Source organism: Brevundimonas sp. UBA6550, assembly GCF_002434505.1.
In the GTDB taxonomy this organism is placed as follows: Bacteria; Pseudomonadota; Alphaproteobacteria; order Caulobacterales; family Caulobacteraceae; genus Brevundimonas.
Genome location: NZ_DJKE01000012.1, coordinates 678,310 through 697,481 on the forward strand (window position 1 = coordinate 678,310; position 19,172 = coordinate 697,481).

Below are 19,172 nucleotides of genomic sequence, written 5' to 3' on the forward strand. Positions count from 1 at the left end.
ACGCTATCTGATTCCCGCCCCGCCCGTGGTCACGACGCGGAGAGCCGCCTATCGGCGGTCTTCCGACCCACCCTTGGCCCGGCACCGATCAGAGCAGAAGCGCACCTGCTCCCAGTCCCGCACCCACTTCCTGCGCCACGCGAACGGCAGGCCGCAGGCGGCGCAGACTTTGGTCGGCATATCGGCCTTGGCCGGCGCCGTGCCCAGATTGACGTGCTTTCGACCCATGTCGCTCGCTCAACGAAAAAGGGCGGCCCCGTCGGAGCCGCCCCTGATCGTATCAGCTGTCCAAGAAGGACCGCAGTTTGCGGGACCGGCTGGGGTGTTTCAGCTTGCGCAGCGCCTTGGCCTCGATCTGACGGATGCGTTCGCGGGTCACCGAGAACTGCTGGCCGACCTCTTCCAGCGTGTGGTCGGTGTTCATGCCGATGCCGAAACGCATCCGCAGGACGCGCTCCTCGCGCGGCGTCAGCGAGGCCAGAACGCGGGTGGTGGTTTCGCGCAGGTTCGACTGGATGGCGGCGTCGATGGGCAGGACGGCGTTCTTGTCTTCGATGAAGTCGCCCAGGTGGCTGTCTTCCTCGTCCCCGATGGGGGTTTCGAGCGAGATCGGCTCCTTGGCGATCTTCAGGACCTTGCGCACCTTCTCCAGCGGCATGGCCAGCTTTTCCGCCAGTTCTTCCGGGGTCGGTTCGCGGCCGATCTCGTGCAGCATCTGGCGGCTGGTGCGGACGATCTTGTTGATCGTCTCGATCATGTGCACCGGGATGCGGATGGTGCGCGCCTGGTCGGCGATGGAGCGGGTGATCGCCTGCCTTATCCACCAGGTGGCGTAGGTCGAGAACTTGTAGCCGCGACGATACTCGAACTTGTCGACCGCCTTCATCAGGCCGATGTTGCCCTCCTGGATCAGGTCCAGGAACTGCAGGCCGCGGTTGGTGTATTTCTTGGCGATGGAGATCACCAGGCGCAGATTGGCTTCGACCATCTCCTTCTTGGCCTGGCGGGCTTCGCGCTCGCCCTTCTGCACCGTCTGGACGATGCGGCGGTAGTCGTCGATCGGCAGGCCCGCTTCCAGGGCCACCGCGGCGACGTCCGAACGGATGGTCGCGATCTGGCTGGCTTCGTTGTCGCTGAACTTGGTCCAGCGCACGCCCTGTTCCTTGATCCGCTCGGTCCAGGTCGGGTCCAGCTCGGCCCCGAAATAGGCTTTCAGGAACTCGGGACGCGAGATGCCGTAGCTGTCCGCCAGGCGCAGCAGCCGGCCTTCCAGACCGATCAGGCGCTTGTTGATCGCATAGAGCTGCTCGACCAGCGCCTCGATGCGGTTGTTGTTCAGCTTCATCGTCTTCAGACGGTCCGATATGGACAGCGTCAGCGCCTGATAGGCCTTCTCGTCCTTGGCGCTCAGCGTCTCGCCCTTCAGACGCGCCTGGACCAGCTTGTCCTGAAGCCCCCGGAAGGCGCCGAAGTCGGCGGCGATCAGGTTCAGGACCTCCATCACCCCGTCGCGCAGCTCGGCTTCCAGCGCCGAGATCGACATGCCGCCGCCGTCGTCGAAGTCGTCGTCGTCCTCGTCGTCGGATTCAGGCTTCTCTTCCGCCGCCGGTTTTTCCTCGGCCTCGTCTTCCTCGCCCTCGGGCTGCTCGGCGCCGGGGACGGAAGACGGGTTCAGCACGCCATAGGTCGCGTCCAGGTCGATGACCTCGCGCAACAGGATGCGGTTGTTCTCCAGCTCGTCGCGCCACACCATGATGGCCTCGAACGTCAGGGCGCTTTCGCACAGGCCCGAGATCATGGCGTCGCGCCCGGCCTCGATCCGCTTGGCGATGGCGATTTCGCCCTCGCGGCTCAGCAGTTCGACCGAACCCATTTCGCGCAGATACATCCGCACGGGGTCGTCGGTGCGGTCATAGGCGGCCTTGGCCGGGGTTTCGGCGACGCCGGTGGAGGCGGCGGCGGCGACGTCGGTGGACTGCTGCTCCTGCGCGTCCTCTTCGGCCTCGACCACGTTGACGCCCATTTCCGACAGCATGGCCAGGGTGTCTTCGATGGCGTCGGGGGTGACCTCTTCGGACGGCAGGACCTTGTTCAGTTCCTCCATCGTCACATAGCCGCGCGCCTTGGCCTGTTTGATGAACTTCTTGACGCCGGCGTCGGTCAGATCGAGCAGGGGCCCGTCGGTCGAAACCTCGGCGTCCTGCGTCTCGGTCTGTGCGTTCATAGTCAGTCTGTCTCCAGCCGGAGGGGTGATCAATCCGCCCCGGCGAAAAATACAATGCCTGGCGAGGCGTAAGGTTACGCGCCCGCGCTGTCTTCCCAAATCGTCCCGGCTTTGATCGCACGGCGAAGCGCATCCCGCTCGGCCTTCAGCCGGCGGAACGCCTCATCCTGCCCAGGCACGCCACGCGCCTGGGACAAGGCGTCCTCCAACGCGGCGACCCGCGTCGAAGCGTCGAACGCCTGCGACCATCGGACCCTTGCCTCGGCGAGGGGCGCATTTGCGGCCAGGAATGGCGCGCCGGACTTCGCCGCCGCCTTCTCGACCTCGCGCACTAAGGCATCATGACCCGATTGCGCCAGATGGCGTCGCAGGGCGGCGGAGTCAAGGGATCGTCCCGACAGACGCAGGCGAACCAGCTCCTGCGCCAGGCCGTCCAGACCCTTGTCGCCGAAACCGTGGGCCGAAATCTCCTCCAGATGGTCGTCCATCCGCTCGGGATCGTCGATGGCGCCGTGCGCCAGGGCGGCGGGCACGGGCTCGATGGCCCGAAACAGCGACTGCATCGCCTGCGCGCCTTCCGCCGTCTGACCCAGTTTCGGCGGCGGGCCGAAACCCCGCCTGCCCTGCCCCGGCGTCCAGGGCGCGCGCTGGGGGCTGCGGGGAAACAGGGCGTCGAAGCGGTCGAACAGATCGCGGCGATACTGTTCGGCCAGATCCTTGTCCTGAATGGCCGAGGCGGTGTTGCGAAGACGCGCCTTGAAGCCGGCCTTCCGCTCGGGCGTGTCCAGCGGCTCCGCGTCCTGCTCGCGGCGGAACAGAACCTCGGCGAAGCCATGGGTGTCCGCCAAGGCTTGCCGCAGCGCCGGCGCGCCCTTGTCGCGCAGGATGTCGTCCGGGTCCTGCCCGCCGCTGAGGAGCGAAAACCGGAACGACCGCCCCGCCTTCAGCAGCGGCAGCGACCGTTCGATGGCGCGATAGGCGGCGCGCAGTCCCGCCGCATCGCCGTCGAAGCACAGCACCGGCTCTGACGACACCCGCCACAGCCGCTCCATCTGCTCTTCGGTCAGTGCCGTGCCCATCGGCGCCACGGCCGGCAGGCCCGCGCGCTGGCAGGCGATGACGTCCATATAGCCCTCGACCACGATGATGGCCTGGTCGTTCTTGGATTCCGCCCCAAGGATCCGCCGTGCTTCCGGCAGGCCGTAGAGGGTCGCCCCCTTGTGAAACAGCGGGCTTTCCGGGCCGTTCAGATATTTGGCCCGGTCGTCGGGGTTCATGGCCCGACCGCCGAAGCTGACGATCCGCCCGCGCGCATCCAGGATGGGGAACATCAGCCGGTCGCGGAAGCGGTCATAGGGCTGGCCGCCGCTTTCGGGCGAGATCAGCAGGCCGGCCTCGACCAGATCGGCCGGCCGCGCGCCGCGTTGGACCAGCGCCTGTTTCAGCCCCTCGCGGTCATTGGGCGCATAGCCCAGACCGAACCGCTCCCACTGATCTTCCGGCAGGCCGCGCTTTTCCAGATATTCCCTCGCCGCCTTGCCCGGCGTGCGGCGCAGGTTGGCGGCGAACCATTTCTGGGCCAGATCCATCCAGTCCGACAGGCCCGCCCGCTTCTGCTCGCGCTCGGCCTCCTTGGGGTCTTCGGCGGGAAGCTGCATCCCCGCCTCGCCCGCCAGCCGCTGCACCGCCTCGACGAAGCTCAGCCGCTCCGTCTCCTGCAGGAAACTGATGATGTCGCCGTGCTTGCCGGACGAGAAGTCGTGGAAGAACCCCTTGTCGTCATTGACGAAGAAGGACGGCGACTTCTCCTTGGAGAAGGGCGACAGGCCGACGTATTCCCGGCCCTGACGTTTCAGCTTCACCGTCCGCCCGATGACGTCGGACGGCCGAAGGCGGGCCTTCAGTTCATCGATGAATCTTTCGTCGAAACGCACCCGGCGATCCTTAGGGCCTGTGGACCTCTGCGTCGATATCGGGGGCGATCAGGCGGCTCGTCCAGGCATCCCCCGATATCCGAACGAACCGCCGCATCGCTGAAGGCGTCAACCGCAGCGTCCCCCAACGCCTATGGCTAACGAAGTCCTAACGCCTCGCGGACTCGCATCTGACTGAAGGACCGGCGCTCTGTCGAGAGGGCGGCCATGGCGACGCTGCGGATCAAGGCGAGACTGTGTCCTTTTCGCCGCGACCGATTTTCGTCACCGGCGGCCGAACGGCACGACCTTGTTGGCGCCGTCGTGCCCGATATCGGCGGTTCCCAGGAAAGGGATGCCCGACCTCAGGCACCAGTAGCGAACGATTTCTTCCGGTGTCTGACCAAAATCGGGATCGTTTGGCGTGACATCCGAAACACGTCCCAGGCGAATTCCGGCCACACGACGGATCGACGTCTGGCCCGTTAAGTGAAACATCATCCGGTCGATCCGATAGGCGGCCTCGGACACCTCCTCCAGCATCAGGACGTGGTCGGACAGATCAGGCTCCAGCGCCGTGCCGGTCAGTTCGTTCAGGATGGTCAGGTTGAAGGCGACGGCCGGGCGCGGATCGGCGGCCAGCGACGGCTCGATCCAGTCGGTGCGGCCCGTGGTCAGCCACGACAGGGCCCCGCGCGCCGTCTCGTCATGGCGAACCGCGTCGGACGCCATCGGCCCGTGCGCCAGATGCTGAAACCCGGCCTTGTACATTCCCGCCAGCAGGCTGCCCGCGTCGGAATAGCCCATGTAGCGCTTCTTGCGGGCCGTGGCGTCCAGGCGTGGGATCACCGCCTCGGCGATGCGGCACGATCCGTATCCGCCGCGCGCGAACCAGATGGCGTCGATGCGCGGATCGTTGGCGAACGCCACAAAGGCCTCGGTCCGCGCCCGGTCGTCGCCGGCGAAATGACCGTGCTTCAGGAAACAGGCGGGGTGAAACACCACCGAGACGTCGCGGTCGGGACGGTGCTCGGCCATCCAGGCCTCGATCCGGTCGGCGCGCTCGCGAGAAAAGCGCGAACTGGCGCAGACGACGCCGATCTTGAAATCGTTCTTCACGACGCCCCCAGGGCGTTCAGCGTCTGCGCGGTCGAGCGGACGCGGGCGATGCGCGGCAGGATCTGGGTGGTCGCGAAATCATGCGCCTCGGATGAAAAGCTGCTGCAGGCGTCCTCGACCACCACCATGCCGTAGCCCAGGGACCAGCCTTCGCGGACGGTGGATTCAACCCCCATATTGGTCGCCACGCCCGCGACCAGCACCGTCTCGATCCCCAATCGGCGCAGGCCGGGATCCAGGTCCGTGCCGAAAAAGGCGCCCCACTGGCGCTTGGTGACGACCAGATCGGGGCCGAGCGCCAGAATCTCGGGTCGCAGGTCCGCGAAGTCGGCGGGCAGATCGCCGAGGGCCGGCGCGTCGGTCGCCCCCCTGGGCGCCAGTTCGCCTCCGGCGCCGAAATCCACACGCACCGCGACGACCCGTCCGCCGGCGGCCTGCACGGCCTTGGCCAGGGCCACATTGCGTTCGACCACCGTCTCGACGTCATGCGGCAGGCGCGGGGTCGACAGAATCCCCTTCTGCAGGTCGATCATCACCAATGCGGTCTTGCGGGGATCGAGTTCGAGGGCCACGACGTCTCCTGACGGAATCATCTGCATCACTGCGCGCCGCCGTCGGGCGCGACGGGTCTTCCTAACGCACCATGACCGACAGCGCCTCCTACTTCTTCTGCGGCATCGGCGGATCGGGGATGCTGCCCCTGGCCATGATCGTCCAGGCGCGCGGCAACGCCATCGAAGGCTCCGACCGCGCCTTGGATCAGGGCCGCACGCCCGAGAAGTTCGACTGGCTGCGCGCCCACGGCGTGACCCTGCATCCTCAGGACGGATCGGGCGTGACCCGCGCGGATCAGACCGTGATCGCCACCGGCGCCATCGAGGAGACGGTGCCCGACATCGGCGCGGCCCGTCGCGCGGGCGCCGCCATCAAGACCCGGCCCGAACTGCTGAGCGAACTGTTCAACGCGGCCCCGACCTCGGTCGGCGTCGCCGGCACCAGCGGCAAGTCCACCATCACCGGCATGATCGCCTGGATTCTGCATCAGACCGGGCGCGCCCCCACCGTCGTCAACGGGGCGGTGATGAAGAACTTCGCCGACGCCGACCATCCGTTCGCCAGCGCCCTGATCGGCGGGCATGACCTGTTCGTGGCCGAGGTGGACGAAAGCGACGGCTCCATCGCCCGCTATGACCCGACCGTCGCCGTGGTCTCCAACATCTCGCTGGACCACAAGTCGATGGAGGAGCTTCGCGACCTGTTCGGCGGCTTCACCGCGCGGGCGACGACGGCGGTGCTGAACCTGGACAACCCGGAGACGGCGGCCCTGGCCCAGACGCTGGCGCCCGGCAAGGCGATCACCTTCGGCCTGGGCGAGGAAAAGGCCGACCTGTCCGCTCACGACCTGCACCCCCTGCCGACGGGAATGAAGTTTCGCCTGATCGAGGGCTGGAGCGAACACGACGTGGTCCTGAACGTGCCCGGCGCCCACAATGTCGCCAATGCCCTGGCGGCGCTGGGTGCGGTCAAGGCGCTGGGCGTGCCGGTGGGCGAGGCGGTCAAGGCGTTGGAGACCTTCGCCGGCATCCGCCGCCGCATGGAGGTGGTCGGCACAGCGAACGAGATCACCGTCATCGACGACTTCGCCCATAACCCGGACAAGATCGCCGCCACGCTGAAGACGCTTCACGCCTTCGACGGCCGGCTGCTGATCCTGTTCCAACCGCACGGCTTTGGCCCGCTGAAGCTGATGAAGACCGAGTTCATCGACGGCTTCGTGGGCCTTATGCGCCCCGACGATGTGCTGCTGATGCCCGAGCCGGTCTATTACGGCGGCACCACCGACCGCAGCGTGGGCTCCGAGGACATCGCCTCCGGCGTCCGCGCCGCCGGCCGTCAGGCCGAGGCCCTGCCGACGCGCGCGGACTGCGGCGACCGGATCGTGGAAATCGCAAAGCCCGGCGACCGCATCATCGTCATGGGCGCCCGCGACGACACCCTGTCCACCTTCGCGGCGGAACTGCTGGCGCGGCTTGGCTAAGCCTTGGCTCGTCGTCCTCGCCCTTGTGGCGAGGATGACGGACGGTTGGACGCTTCAGTACACGTCGCGCCGATAGCGTCCGTCTTCCAGCATCGTCAGCACCACCTCCGCGCCGAGCGCCTGTTCCAGCGCTGCATGGACGCCTTGCGACATCCCTTCCAGACTACCGCAGACATAGATCGCCGCCCCGCGCGCGACCCAATCGCGCAAGTCGTCGGCCGCCGCTGCGACCAGATCCTGCACATAGCGGCCGTCGCCGGCGTCGCGCGAGAAGCCCCGGTCCAGCCGCTTCAGCACGCCCGACGCCAGCCACCCCCGAAGCTCCGCATCGAAAAAGGCGTCGTGCGCCTGCGTCCGTTCCCCGAACAGCAGCCAGGCCCCGCCCGCCGCCGTCCGCGCCTTCAGATGCGCCCGCAGGCCCGCGATGCCGGTGCCGTTGCCGATCAGGATCATCGGCGTCGCGTCCGCCGGGCCGTGGAAGCTGCGGTTGGCGCGCAACCGCATCCCGATCTCTCCGCCAAGCGCCAATCCTTGCGTCAGCCAGCCCGAGGCCAGGCCGGGCGTCCCGTCGGGATGGCGCATCAGGCGGATCAGAAACTCGACCCGGCCGTCCGACGGCAGGGAGGCGATGGAATATTCGCGCGAGCCGGGCGTGGCGCCGTCCCGCTCCGGCAGGCCGACCTCGGCGATGTCGCCGGCCGACCAGGCGGGCGTCGCGCCCACGGTCTCGAACGCCAGATGCCAGGCCTCGCGGCCCGGACTGCCGGGATTGACCAGCGTCCGTTCGACCAGCCGCCAGGGGTCGTAGGCCGGCGGGGTCCAGTCGGGGGCCGTCACGCTGCCGGTGATCTGGTTCAACTGATGCTGCCAGTGGCGGATGGCGCCGGCCTCGCCGTCATCGACCTCGACCATGTCGAACAGGGGTTCGGCGCCCGCGCGCCGCAGCCAGCCGTCGACCGCATGGCCGAAGCCGCAGAACTGGTCATAGCTGCGGTCGCCCAGGGCCAGGACGCCGAACCGCAGGGAGGCCAGGTCGGCCCCGGCCGTCATCGTCTTCCTGACGAAACGGGCGGCGGCGTCGGGCGGATCGCCCTCGCCCGTCGTGGAGACGATCAGCAAGGCCCGGTCCGCCGTCTTCAGCGTCTCAGTATCCAGGTCGGCGAAGGAGAACACCCGCGCGCCCACGCCGCCGTCGCCCAACGCCCGCGCGGTCATCCAAGCCAGTTCCTCGGCGAAGCCCGTCTGGCTGGCGAAGGCGACCAGGATCGGCCGTCCCTGCCCCGATCCGGCCGCAGCCATGACGTCGGAACGGGCGCGGGCCAGGGCCGCCGCGCGCCGTTCGCGCCAGACCGTCACGGCGATCAGGGCCAGCCAAAGCACAACCGCCCCGACCGCCCACAGCCAGCGCTGCGGATCGGCTGTCACCCCGGCCGGTCTCCGTCGGGATCGTCCATCATGGCGGCGAAGGCCGGTGTCATCCGCTCGACCGGCCCGCGCTCTGTGCGCTCGACGAAGTGGGCGGCCAGACCTGCCGCCTCGGCGTAGTCCGGCCCGTCGAACGGCCCCATGACCGTCAGCGCCGTGGCGTAGGCGTCCGCCATCATGGCCGAGGCATGCAGCACGGTGACGGAGGTCAGGTTGCTGTTGACCGGACGGCCGGTCGAGCCGTCCAGGGTATGGGGATACAGCCGCCCGTCATGGACGAAGGCCCGGCGATAATCCCCGCTGGTCGCCACCGCCAGGTCGAACAGGGCCGCCACCGTGCGCGGCGCGGGGCTGTCCTGGACGCGCTCGATCTCGACCCACCAGGGCTGGGCGTCCGGCTTGACGCCGCGCCCCTTCAGCTCGCCGCCGATCTCGATCAGGTGCGAGGTCGCGCCCATGGCCGTCAGCCGGTCCGACACCCGGTCCACCGCATGGCCCTTGGCGATGCCGGAGAAGTCCAGCTTCATACCGCCCCTCTGCATCACGCCGCGCGCGTCGGGATTCAGCCGCAGCTTTTGCCAGCCGGACACGGCCATGGCCGCCGCGACCTCGTCCTCGGACGGAACGGGCAACAGGGCCGAACGCGGTCCGGGCGGGCCGAACCCCCACAGATCGACCAGGGCGCCCAGGGTCGGATCGACAGCCCCGTTCGTCTCGTCGCCCAGGGTCATGGCCGCATCCAGCAGGTCCCAGAACGGCTGGGACACCGCCCAGAAGCCGGCCGGCGCGGTGTTGAAGCGGCTGATTTCGCTGGACGGCTCCCACGGGCTGAACAGGCCGACGACGGCCGCCAGCTCCTGCTCGATCGCCTCGCGAACGGCCGCTGCGCCGACGCCGGGCGGGGCGATGACGCGCGCGCTCCAGGTCGTGCCCATGGTCTGGCCGTCCAGCGAACGGATCAGATTGCTGGGCGGACGCGGCGGCGCGCCCTCGATCAGGGGCACCAGAACGCGGTTGTCGGCCCGATCCGAGAGCGGACCGGGGTCGCCGATGGCGACGGCGGAGGGAGCGGCGCGCGAGCCGCGCGAGAAGGGCGTGTCGGACATCCCGCTCGCTTAGGGCAGGACTTCCACCGACGCCACATAGCTGGCGCTGGACCCGAGGGTCTGGCCCTGCCCCTCGGTGCGGACCGAGGCGTTCAGCCAGTACATGCCGGCCGCCGGCCAAGTGATGGTGAAGGCGCCGTCGGCGCCGGTCGTCACCGTCGATTCCTCGGGATTGTCGCGATAACGGATCGCCCCGCGCGCCACGGTGACCTCCAGGCCCGACGCCGGCTGGCCGTTGTTCAGCAGTTTGAACGTGGCCGGCTCGCCCGCGACCAGGTCGTTGGGGTGGGTGACGGGAACCAGCTCCAGCCCCTCGCCGGTCGTCTTGAAGACGGTGTCGGTGGGGTTGTTCAGGGTGACGAAGGTCTCGATCCGGCTGGTGGTGCGGGTCGCCTGGACGTCGGTCGCGCCCGCCGGCAGGGCGGCGGGATATTCGGCGGCGGTCCCGCGCCAGCGCTTCTGCTCGCCGTTCAGCTTGTAGCTGGCCATCACGCCGCTCATGACGTTGGCGATCTTATAGGTGCCGTTCTGCGTCAGATGGGCGTCGAAGGTGGAGCGATACTGACCCTGCATGGCGTGTTCGGGCTGAACCGCCGAGCCGTCCGGCGCCGTGATGGTCAGGCCGGTCATCCGCATGGCGGCGTGGTCGGGATCGAACACCTTGTTGGACATGCCGGCGTCGAAGCCGACCCAGGCGTCGGTTCCCGACAGGGTGGTGGCGGTCGGCGCCATCCAGGCGCGGTGAGCCTGGGCCGCCATCGGCGCGGCCAGGGCGGCGGCGAGCGTCAGAAGGGCGATCGTCTTCTTCATGGTCATGATCCTCAGCGAGAGACGGCGACGCGCACGGCGCCCAGTTCGGTGGAGCCGGTTCCGGCGCCGGTGTTCGCCGCGCCCCAGCGGAAGGGCACGCGCACGACCTCGCGGCCGCCCAGTTCGCGGGCCGCCTCGACGACGATGTTGTATTGGCCCGGCTGCAGGCCGGCCAGGCGCGCGCCCGGCACGGTGACGGTCTGACGACCCGGCGCGCGCGTGGCGCCCGACACGCCGTCGGCCGGCAGGCTCATGGCCCGACCGCCCTTGCGCCACCAGGTGCGCAGATCCTTCAGCCAGTCCTTGCCGTCGCCCTCGTTGTTGCGGGTCTGCTGATACCAGACGGCCAGGGTCCGCTCCGCCGACTGATCCGGCTTCTCGATCCACACGGCCACATAGGGACGGTGATAGGAGGCGGTGTTCAGCCGGGGGATTTCGACCGAGACCGTCAGGTCGGCGGCCATGGCCGGCGCGGCCGCTGCGGCGAGGCCGACGGTGGTGATGACGACGGGGAGAAGGCGCATCGGAATACTCGTCAGTGAATGAAGATCAGGGCGATGACGACGGGGATCAGCAGGCCCAACGCCGCCAGCGGCCAGGTGGAGGGTCGGCCCTTGGCGTGCAGGACCATCAGGCCCAGGCCCGTGACCGCGAAGATGACGCAGGCCGCCGCGAACACGTCGATGAACCAGAACCAGACCACGCCGGCGTTGCGGCCCTTGTGCAGGTCGTTGAGGTAGGCGATCCAGCCGCGCGTGGTCTTCTCGTGCAGCGTTTCGCCCGTCGCACGGTCGATGGTGACCCATCCGTCGCCGCCGGGAATGGCCAGGGCGACATAGACCTCTTCCGGCGTCGTCTCGGTCGGCTTGCCGGCGATCTCGACCTTCAACGCCTCAGACGCCCAGCGCGCCACGGCGTCGGGCACCGGCTGGGTCGTTTCTTCGGGGAAGGTGGCCAGACGTTGCACCAGCGGGGCCGGCAGGGTCGCGGTCTGTTCGACCGTCACCGGCGTTCCGGGGATGGCGGCCGCGTGGTTCAAGGTGATGCCGGTGACGGCGAACAGGATCATGCCCACCAGGCTGACCGCCGCCGAAATCCAGTGCCAGCTATGAAGTTGTTTCAGCCAGAACGACCGCGCGCCGTTCAGCGCCGCCTTGGGCTTGGGGCCCTTGGCTTCGGGTTCGGCCTGACGCTGTGCGGCGAGTTCGGTCACGCGCTCGCTGTGCCATTGTTGCGAACGGGTTGCAATAGCGTTCAGCGTCCCCGCGACGCAACGACCGTCACACCTCGGCCCAGCGCCGCAGCAGATTGTGATAGACGCCGGTCAGTTCGATCACCGCCTGATCCTTGGGGCCCTTCTCCAGGCCGACGCGCTGGATCGCCACGTCCAGGCGGAACAGCATCTCGCGGTCGCCGTCGTCGCGGATCAGGCTCTGCATCCACATGAAGGACGACACCCGGGCGCCTCGCGTCACCGGCATGACCCGGTGCAGGCTCTTGGACGGATAGAGCACCAGATCGCCGGCCGGCAGCTTGATCGACTGCGAGCCGTACATCTCCTCGATGATCAATTCGCCGCCGTCGTAATCCTCGGGCTCGGACAGGAACAGGGTCGCCGACAGGTCGCTGCGGATGCGCATCGCACCGCCGCCCCGCGCCTGGCGGATGGCGTTGTCGACGTGCACGCCGAACTCGCCCCCGCCCTCGTAGCGGTTGAACAGGGGCGGAAAGATCGTGTGCGGCAGAGCCGCCGCCACGAACATCGGATTGGCGTTCAGCGCCTGGACGATCAGGGCCGAGACCTCTTTCGCCACGTCCGAATCCTCGGGCAGTTGCTGGTTGCGCTTGGCCGTGGCGGACTGGTGGCCCGAGGTCATGTTGCCGTCGGCCCAGGGGCCCGCGTCCAGCCGCTCGCGCAGCGCCTTCACTTCGGCCTTGGAGAAGACTTCGGGAATCTGGAGCAGCACGGGCGGCCTCGCTCTCGCAAAAAGAAGACGGCCCCGCCGGAAGGACGGGGCCGCCAGGATAGACCGGGGGAGGCGGTCTTTAGAAGCGCAGGTTCAGCGCCAGGATGGCTTGGCGCCCCGCCGCCACGTCAGCGTGGTGAACGCCGTTGGTGCGGATGATGTAGTCCTCGTCCGTGGCGTTCTTGACGTTCAGCTGCAGCGTCGCGCGGTCGGTCAGGTCGTAGGTCGCAAAGGCGTCCACCCGCGTCCACGACGGCGCATAGACGCGGTTGGTCCCGCCGCCGGCCCCGCCCTGGTTCCCGCCGAAGGACTTGGACGTGTAATAGACCCCGCCCCCGACCGTCAGCCTGGGCAGCAGGCGATAGGTGGTGAACAGGCTGGCGCTGTTCTTGGGCGTGTTGGCCAGCGGATCGCCGATGTTGACGCTGGTGTAGGCGCCGCGCACCAGTTCGGAGTCCATGTAGGTGTAGCCGCCGAACACGGTCCAGGCCGGCGTGATGCTGCCCGACACGCCCAGTTCGACGCCCTTCACCTCGACCTCGCCCGCCTGTTCATAGACATTGGGCGCGACCAGGATCGCCGCGTTCTTGCGCACGGTGCGGAATGCCGCCGCCGACAGGGCCAGGTGGTCGCCGAAGACATTGGCCTTGGCGCCGACCTCGTAGCTTTCGGTGTCTTCCGGCGACAGCACCACATTGGCCAGGTTGCCCGAACCCGTGCCGCCTGCGGCGTTCTGGTCGCCAGCGGACAGGGTCGGCGGCGTCGAAGAGGTGGCGAAGGAGGCGTAGAGGCTGCTGCTCTCGGTCGGCTTGAACACCAGACCGACCTGATAGTTGGTGAACTCCCAGGTGCGTTCGGGCACGGCCGTATAGCCCGTGGTGGTCCAGACGCCGGCGGATTGCGTCGCCGCCGCCGTGACGCCGCTCACCGAATACTGATCCCAGCGAACGCCCAGGTTCAGCAGCAGGCGCTCGGTCAGGGCGATGCTGTCGTTGGCGTAGACGCCGATGGTCTCGGTGGTGTTGGAGCTGGTCGGGCCGCGATTGATCACGCCGGTCCAGGCGTCGTCCGGCGTCGGCCCATAGACGCGGGTGCAGTCGCCGGCGCCGAGCGCGCCGGTCGCCACGGGATAGGTTCCCGACAAGGCCGTCAGACCCGTCGGGCAGGCCGCGCCCGAGGTGGTGTAGGTCGAATAGGTCGCATTGCGGTTGCGCTCACGCGACAGCTCCACGCCGATGTCGTAGCTGTGCTTGATGCCCCCGGTGGCGAACTGGCCATAGACGTCCGTCACATTGGCCAGGGTGGTGACCGGATTCCAGCGGGTCTTGGTCCCGCGCTTCATCCAGTAGGTCCCATCCGCCGCACGGCCGACATAGCCTCCGTCGCCGGGATTGGTGACGATGTAGTCGTTCAGCGTCTCGGAATAGCGGCTGACGTTGCGCACCGTGGCGAAGTCGCTGAGGCGATGCTCGGCCTGGAAGGTGAAGGTATCCACCTCATTGGTCATGTAGTCGCGCGCCTTGAGGCCATAGAAGCTGCTGTAAGGCACGTCCAGAACGCCGCTGTCCGTCGTGCGGTTCTGGATCTTGGTGAACAGCGGGATGCCGTAGTCCGGCATCTGGTCGCTGGTCAGGTGGTAGTAGCTGAACACCATCGACGACGGGGTGCCGAGCCCGGCGCCCAGGCTGAGGCCAAGGCCCCATTTGTCGTAATCGACGGCGTCGCGGCCCGGCACGTCGCCCTGGGCGCCCATCAGATTGATGCGCAGGGCGGCGGTTTCGCCCAGCGGCAGGTTGCTGTCGATGGTTCCGCGCAGATAGCCGTCCGTGCCCACGCCGGCCGAGATATTGTTGAAGGCGTTCAGCTTGGGCGACTTGGACGCCAGATTGATGCTGCCCCCGCCCGAGCCGCGCCCCGAATAGACGGCGTCCGGCCCCTTGATGACCTCGACCTGCTCCAGGTTGAAGACTTCGCGCTGCTGGCCGCCGGTGTCGCGCAGCCCGTCCACGAAGATGTTGTTGCCCGACGACTGGCCGCGAATGAATGGACGGTCGGCCAGCGGCTGGCCGCCCTCGCCCGCGCCGAAAGTGATGCCCGGCGAGTTGGACAACAGGTCCTGCAGCGACGAGGCCGAGGTCTGTTCGATGATGGTCTGGGGAATGATGGTGATCGCGCGCGGGGTGTCGACCAGGGGCGCGACGAACTCGGGGCTGACCGGCGCGGGCTTTCTGACCTGGCCGTTGACGTCGATGGTCCCCAGATTGGCGGGCTGCTGCTGATCGGCCGTGGCGATCACGCCATCCGCGGCATCGGCGGCGAAAGCGGGGGCTGCGACCAGCATTCCGGCGGCGCTGGAGGCGAACAGGAGCGCACGGAGAGAGGCGGCGCGGGATTCGGACATTGTCTTGCGATCTTTTGGTCTGATTTTGCGATGCGGTCGCAATAACCAGCTTCAATATGTCGCACAAGCGAATTGCGAACAAATCGCAATCTTAATCAGCCGACAGCAGCCATCGTCCTCGGGGCCGGCGCCGCGTCCAGATCCAGCCAGGTCGGATCGGGTATGGCGCGATGCGCGGCGGCCATGGCTTCGGACCACTGCCGGCCCAGATCGCGGAAATAGGGGTCTTCCGCCTCGATGCGCCGCGCCATTCCGCTCAGTCGGTCGCGGGGCATGACGATCAGGTCCAGGGGCGGTCCGACCGCGATGTTGGAACGGATGGTCGAATCGAACGAGATCAGCCCCAGCTTCACCGCCTCCGACAACGGCGTAGAGGTGTTCAGCGCGCGGTCCAGGATGGGCTTGCCGTACTTCAACTCCCCGATTTGCAGATAGGGGGTGTCTGGCCCGCATTCGATGAAATTGCCCTGACCATAGATCAGATACAGCCCCATCTTGCCGCCGGCGATCTGCCCGCCCAGCAGCATGGAGGCGTTGACGTTCAACCCGTCGGCGGTCGGCGTCGGCGGGGTGTTTATGCTGGCGCGGACGCTGGCCATCGCATGGCCCAGGATCTGCGCCGCGCGGAAAAGGGTCGGGGCGGTCTGAAGTGTCTCCGGCGTGGTGGAATCCGGCAGCCGGACCCCGGCGGCCGTCATGGCCAGCGCCGTCTGCGTGACCGACAGATTGCCCGCCGTCGCCACCGCCAGGATACGTTCGCCCGACGACTGATAGATGTGCAGCTTGCGATAGGACGAGATGTTGTCCACGCCCGCATTGGTGCGGGTGTCGGCGATCATCGCCAACCCCTCGTCCACCAGCATACCCACGCAATACGTCACTTCGCTCTATCCGCTCCCCGCGTTGCGAACCGCACGACGCTAACAGATTCGCGCGTCATGCCTATCGGGCCCATCCGCTCGACTGCAGTTGTTGCTGGCTCTGTTGCACCGGCCGCACATTCAGGGCGACCGTCAGCGTCTCCTGACCGCCGCCATAGCTGGTTCCCCGGATCGGCGTGGCCCCGCGCGCGTCCAGGCCCACGGCGACGCGGACATAGTGTTCGGTCGGACAGATGCCGTTGGCCGGATCGAACCCGACCCAGCCCAGGTTCTCGACCCAGGCCTCGGCCCAGGCATGGGCGGCGTCCTGATCGTGCTTGCCGTCCTGGCGGCTGAGGTGGCCCGAGACATAGCGGGCGGGAACCCCCATCCGGCGCGCCGCCGCGATGAAGATCTGGGCGTGATCCTGACAGACGCCGCGCTTCTGGGTGAAGGCCTCTGCGGCGGTGTGGCTGGCCGAGGTCGAGCCGACCTCGAACGCCACATCCCGCTTCAGCGCGCCCATCAAGGCATGCATCCGCCCCAGCGTCGCGCCTTCGGGGATCGAGCGGGCGAAGTCGTCGATGGCCGCATCCGGCTTGGTCATCGGCGTTTCGCGCAGAAAGACGCTGGGCGACAGCCGTTCGGCCTGCCCCTTCACCACGCCGCCCGTGTTGACGGTCGCCACCTCGCCCGTGACGCGGATCGTCAGGGCGTCGGTCGGCCGCTCGGTATAGAGGCTGTGGACGATGTTGCCGAAGGCGTCTTCGCTGCGTCGCAGCCGGGCGTCCACGTCGGTCTCGATGCGCCAGTCGCGCACCTGCTGGCTCTCGCACGACTTGGGCGTCAGCCGCAGCATCTGCACGATGAAACGCGCCGGGCGGGCGTAGGCGTAGCGGGTGGCGTGGTCGATCCGAATCCGCATGAGTTCAGACCAGATACTGTTCGTGGACGGCGGCGGCCAAGGCGTTGTTCTCGTTCAGGAAGCCCTGGATGTATTCGTGCAGGCCGGACTGGAAGATGTCCTCGATCTTGGCCTCGTTGAACTGACCCAGACGGTTGGACGCCAACCGTTGCGCCGGGCCGCGACGACCGTAATCGGCGGCCAGTTTTTCAAGATAGGACACGATCATCCCCTGGCACGAGGCCAGCGAACGCGGCATCTGGCGGTTCAGCACCAAGAGGTCCGCCACCAGCCAGGGCCGCACCGATTCCCGATAGACCCAGCGATAGGCGGTCAGGGCCGAGACCTCGCGCAACAGGGTCGTCCACTGGAAATAGTCCAGCTGCCCGCCCACCCGTTCGCCGGGCGGCAGCAGCAGATGGTATTTCACGTCCAGCAGGCGGGCGGTGTTGTCGGCCCGCTCGATCGCCATACCCAGCCGCAGGAACCAATAGGCGTCGTTCCTCAGCATGGTCCGCGAGGAGGCGCCCTCGACCGCCAAGGACGTGGATTTCACGAAGTCGAGGAAGTTGGTGAAGTCGTCGCGCTTGGTCGGTTCGCCCAGTTCGTTCAGGCCGTTCCAGGCGCCGTTGATCGCCTCCCACAGTTCGATGGTCAGGGCGGTCCGCACCGAGCGGGCGTTGGTCCGCGCCTTGGTGATGCAGGCCTTGATCGAGGTCGGATTGTCGTAACCGAAAGCCAGATACTCCCGCACCGACTTCTCTGACACGGTGCGCCCGGTGGCGTCGAAGCTGGCCTTGACGCCCGACGAGGCGATGGCGCCCGCCCAGGCCGTGACCGTGGCCTGGTCCTTGGCCGGCAGGGCGGCCAGGCGAATGGCGGCTTCCAGAATGCGCGCCAGGAAGTCCGCCCGCTCCATATAGCGGCCGGTCCAGTAGAGACTGTCTGCAGTGCGTGAGAGCATTTAGTTGTCCAGCACCCAAGTGTCCTTGGTTCCGCCGCCCTGACTGGAGTTGACCACCAGCGACCCCTCCTTCAGCGCCACCCGCGTCAGGCCGCCGGGCGCGACGCGCACCCCCGCCGGGCTGGACAGGACGAACGGCCTGAGATCGACGTGGCGGGGCGACAGGGCGCCGCCGTTCAACGTCGGGGCCGTGGACAGGCTCAGCGTCGGCTGGGCGATGAAGTCGTCGGGATCGGCGATCAGCTTGGCGCGGAAGGCCTCGATCTCGGCCTTGGTCGACGTCGGCCCGACCAGCATCCCATAGCCGCCCGATCCGCCGACCTCCTTGACCACCAGCTCGTCCAGCTTGCCCAGCACCTCCTTCAGCGCGTCCGGCTCGCGGCAACGCCAGGTCGGGACGTTCTTCAGGATCGCGTCCTCGCCGGTGAAGAAGCGGATGATGTCGGGCATATAGGTATAGACGGCCTTGTCGTCGGCGACCCCCGTTCCGACCGCATTGGCCAGGGTCACGCGCCCGGCGAAATAGGCCGACATCAGCCCCGGAACCCCGACGGTGGAGTTCGGCATGAAGGTCAGGGGGTCGATGAAGTCGTCGTCGATGCGGCGGTAGATGACGTCGACCCGCTTCGGCCCCTCCGTCGTTCTCATGAAGACCGTGTCGTCGTTGACGAACAGGTCCGTGCCCTGAACCAGTTCGACCCCCAGCTTGTCGGCCAGGAAGCTGTGCTCGTAGTAGGCCGAGTTGAACGGCCCCGGCGTCAGGACGACGATGGTCGGATCGGCCCCCGCCCCCGCAGGCGCGGACGCCTGCAGCGAGCGCAGCAGCATGTCGGTATAGATTTCGACGGGCCGCACGGCATGTTCAGCGAACAGATCGGGGAACAGCCGCATCATCATCTCGCGGTTCTCCAGCATGTAGGAGACCCCCGACGGCGTGCGGCAGTTGTCTTCCAGCACGTAGAAGCCGTCCTCGCCCGTGCGCACCAGATCGACGCCCGAGATGTGGCACCAGACGTCGCCCGGCGGACGGCGGCCCTGCATCTCCGGCCGATAGTGGGGATTGGTCAGGATCAGGTCGGGCGGGACGATGCCCGCCTTGATGCATTCCTGCGCGCCATAAATATCCTTCAGAAAGGCGTTGATGGCGGTGACCCGCTGCTTCAACCCCTTTTCCAGACCGCTCCATTCATCGGCGCCGATGATGCGCGGCACCACGTCGAACGGGATCAGCCGTTCGTTGGATTCCTCATCGCCATAGACGGCGAAGGTGACGCCCATCCGCCGGAAGAACAGCTCCGCCTGGCGCGAGCGCGCCTGCAGCAGATCGGACGGCGCGTTTTCCAGCCACGCCGCCAGGGTCTTGTAGCTGTCGCGGATCGCACCCGATCCGCCGCCGCTCATTTCGTCGAACGCTCTCGTCATCCGCCCCGCCGAGAATAAA

General features: G+C 67.7%; 17 protein-coding genes. 1 reads left to right on the forward strand and 16 read right to left on the reverse strand.

Annotation, left to right across the window (positions count from 1 at the left end; genetic code table 11):
- Window positions 1-48 precede the first annotated feature (48 nt).
- The 5 genes from B3Z70_RS16620 to B3Z70_RS16640 all read right to left on the reverse strand — a co-directional run bounded on the left by B3Z70_RS16620 (window position 49) and on the right by B3Z70_RS16640 (window position 5,828).
- Window positions 49-228 carry a DUF2256 domain-containing protein gene (locus B3Z70_RS16620; protein WP_292024044.1) on the reverse strand — a complete coding sequence of 60 codons (180 nt, stop codon included), beginning with the start codon at window positions 226-228 and terminating at the stop codon, window positions 49-51.
- Window positions 229-280: 52 nt separating this feature from the next.
- Entirely contained in the window at window positions 281-2,224 is a 1,944-nt protein-coding gene (gene rpoD / locus B3Z70_RS16625) for an RNA polymerase sigma factor RpoD (RefSeq protein WP_292024046.1), read from the reverse strand.
- Window positions 2,225-2,298: 74 nt separating this feature from the next.
- Window positions 2,299-4,158, reverse strand: a complete 1,860-nt coding sequence (gene dnaG, locus B3Z70_RS16630; RefSeq protein WP_292024049.1) for a DNA primase — start codon at window positions 4,156-4,158, stop codon at window positions 2,299-2,301.
- A 264-nt stretch (window positions 4,159-4,422) separates the two neighbouring features.
- Window positions 4,423-5,256: an LD-carboxypeptidase gene (locus B3Z70_RS16635; RefSeq protein ID WP_292024051.1), complete on the reverse strand. Its 834-nt coding sequence runs from the start codon at window positions 5,254-5,256 to the stop codon at window positions 4,423-4,425.
- Window positions 5,253-5,828, reverse strand: coding sequence for an isochorismatase family protein (locus B3Z70_RS16640; protein WP_292024053.1), 576 nt, complete (start codon window positions 5,826-5,828; stop codon window positions 5,253-5,255). Before B3Z70_RS16640 ends, B3Z70_RS16635 begins: the two co-directional genes overlap by 4 nt.
- Before the next feature lie 71 nt (window positions 5,829-5,899).
- Between B3Z70_RS16640 and B3Z70_RS16645 the strand changes: the two genes are divergently transcribed.
- Complete coding sequence (locus B3Z70_RS16645; protein WP_292024057.1) at window positions 5,900-7,294, forward strand: UDP-N-acetylmuramate--L-alanine ligase; 1,395 nt, start codon at window positions 5,900-5,902, stop codon at window positions 7,292-7,294.
- Between the two features lie 54 nt (window positions 7,295-7,348).
- On the opposite strand, the gene B3Z70_RS16650 is transcribed toward B3Z70_RS16645, so the two are convergent.
- From B3Z70_RS16650 to B3Z70_RS16700, 11 genes are all read right to left on the reverse strand, one after another.
- Window positions 7,349-8,719, reverse strand: coding sequence for a sulfite reductase subunit alpha (locus B3Z70_RS16650; RefSeq protein WP_292024059.1), 1,371 nt, complete (start codon window positions 8,717-8,719; stop codon window positions 7,349-7,351).
- Window positions 8,716-9,825: an FAD:protein FMN transferase gene (locus tag B3Z70_RS16655; protein ID WP_292024060.1), complete on the reverse strand. Its 1,110-nt coding sequence runs from the start codon at window positions 9,823-9,825 to the stop codon at window positions 8,716-8,718. Before B3Z70_RS16655 ends, B3Z70_RS16650 begins: the two co-directional genes overlap by 4 nt.
- Before the next feature lie 9 nt (window positions 9,826-9,834).
- Window positions 9,835-10,635, reverse strand: coding sequence for a DUF4198 domain-containing protein (locus B3Z70_RS16660; protein ID WP_292045925.1), 801 nt, complete (start codon window positions 10,633-10,635; stop codon window positions 9,835-9,837).
- Between the two features lie 11 nt (window positions 10,636-10,646).
- Window positions 10,647-11,159: a DUF2271 domain-containing protein gene (locus tag B3Z70_RS16665; protein WP_248118316.1), complete on the reverse strand. Its 513-nt coding sequence runs from the start codon at window positions 11,157-11,159 to the stop codon at window positions 10,647-10,649.
- Between the two features lie 11 nt (window positions 11,160-11,170).
- Window positions 11,171-11,848, reverse strand: a complete 678-nt coding sequence (locus B3Z70_RS16670; RefSeq protein ID WP_292019875.1) for a PepSY-associated TM helix domain-containing protein — start codon at window positions 11,846-11,848, stop codon at window positions 11,171-11,173.
- Between the two features lie 67 nt (window positions 11,849-11,915).
- Window positions 11,916-12,602: a Fe2+-dependent dioxygenase gene (locus tag B3Z70_RS16675; RefSeq protein ID WP_292019876.1), complete on the reverse strand. Its 687-nt coding sequence runs from the start codon at window positions 12,600-12,602 to the stop codon at window positions 11,916-11,918.
- Window positions 12,603-12,681: 79 nt separating this feature from the next.
- Window positions 12,682-15,003: a TonB-dependent receptor gene (locus B3Z70_RS16680; RefSeq protein ID WP_292019878.1), complete on the reverse strand. Its 2,322-nt coding sequence runs from the start codon at window positions 15,001-15,003 to the stop codon at window positions 12,682-12,684.
- Window positions 15,004-15,098: 95 nt separating this feature from the next.
- A complete protein-coding gene (locus tag B3Z70_RS16685) occupies window positions 15,099-15,866 on the reverse strand; it encodes a peptidase (protein ID WP_292019888.1) in 768 nt (255 codons plus the stop codon).
- A gap of 79 nt (window positions 15,867-15,945) precedes the next feature.
- A complete protein-coding gene (locus B3Z70_RS16690; protein WP_292019880.1) occupies window positions 15,946-16,788 on the reverse strand; it encodes a transglutaminase family protein in 843 nt (280 codons plus the stop codon).
- A 4-nt stretch (window positions 16,789-16,792) separates the two neighbouring features.
- On the reverse strand, window positions 16,793-17,731 hold the full coding sequence (locus B3Z70_RS16695) for an alpha-E domain-containing protein (RefSeq protein ID WP_292019882.1): 939 nt from the start codon (window positions 17,729-17,731) through the stop codon (window positions 16,793-16,795).
- Window positions 17,732-19,153, reverse strand: a complete 1,422-nt coding sequence (locus tag B3Z70_RS16700) for a circularly permuted type 2 ATP-grasp protein (RefSeq protein WP_292019884.1) — start codon at window positions 19,151-19,153, stop codon at window positions 17,732-17,734.
- Window positions 19,154-19,172: the final 19 nt, after the last annotated feature.

Bases quoted from the DNA above. Each gene is read 5' to 3' on its own strand.
- B3Z70_RS16700 (WP_292019884.1), bottom strand. From the start codon at position 19,153: ATGACGAGAGCGTTCGACGAAATGAGCGGCGGCGGATCGGGTGCGATC.
- B3Z70_RS16695 (WP_292019882.1), bottom strand. From the start codon at position 17,731: ATGCTCTCACGCACTGCAGACAGTCTCTACTGGACCGGCCGCTATATG.
- B3Z70_RS16620 (WP_292024044.1), bottom strand. From the start codon at position 228: ATGGGTCGAAAGCACGTCAATCTGGGCACGGCGCCGGCCAAGGCCGAT.
- B3Z70_RS16660 (WP_292045925.1), bottom strand. From the start codon at position 10,635: ATGAAGAAGACGATCGCCCTTCTGACGCTCGCCGCCGCCCTGGCCGCG.
- B3Z70_RS16680 (WP_292019878.1), bottom strand. From the start codon at position 15,003: ATGTCCGAATCCCGCGCCGCCTCTCTCCGTGCGCTCCTGTTCGCCTCC.
- B3Z70_RS16665 (WP_248118316.1), bottom strand. From the start codon at position 11,159: ATGCGCCTTCTCCCCGTCGTCATCACCACCGTCGGCCTCGCCGCAGCG.
- B3Z70_RS16655 (WP_292024060.1), bottom strand. From the start codon at position 9,825: ATGTCCGACACGCCCTTCTCGCGCGGCTCGCGCGCCGCTCCCTCCGCC.
- B3Z70_RS16690 (WP_292019880.1), bottom strand. From the start codon at position 16,788: ATGCGGATTCGGATCGACCACGCCACCCGCTACGCCTACGCCCGCCCG.
- B3Z70_RS16645 (WP_292024057.1), top strand. From the start codon at position 5,900: ATGACCGACAGCGCCTCCTACTTCTTCTGCGGCATCGGCGGATCGGGG.
- B3Z70_RS16685 (WP_292019888.1), bottom strand. From the start codon at position 15,866: ATGCTGGTGGACGAGGGGTTGGCGATGATCGCCGACACCCGCACCAAT.
- rpoD (WP_292024046.1), bottom strand. From the start codon at position 2,224: ATGAACGCACAGACCGAGACGCAGGACGCCGAGGTTTCGACCGACGGG.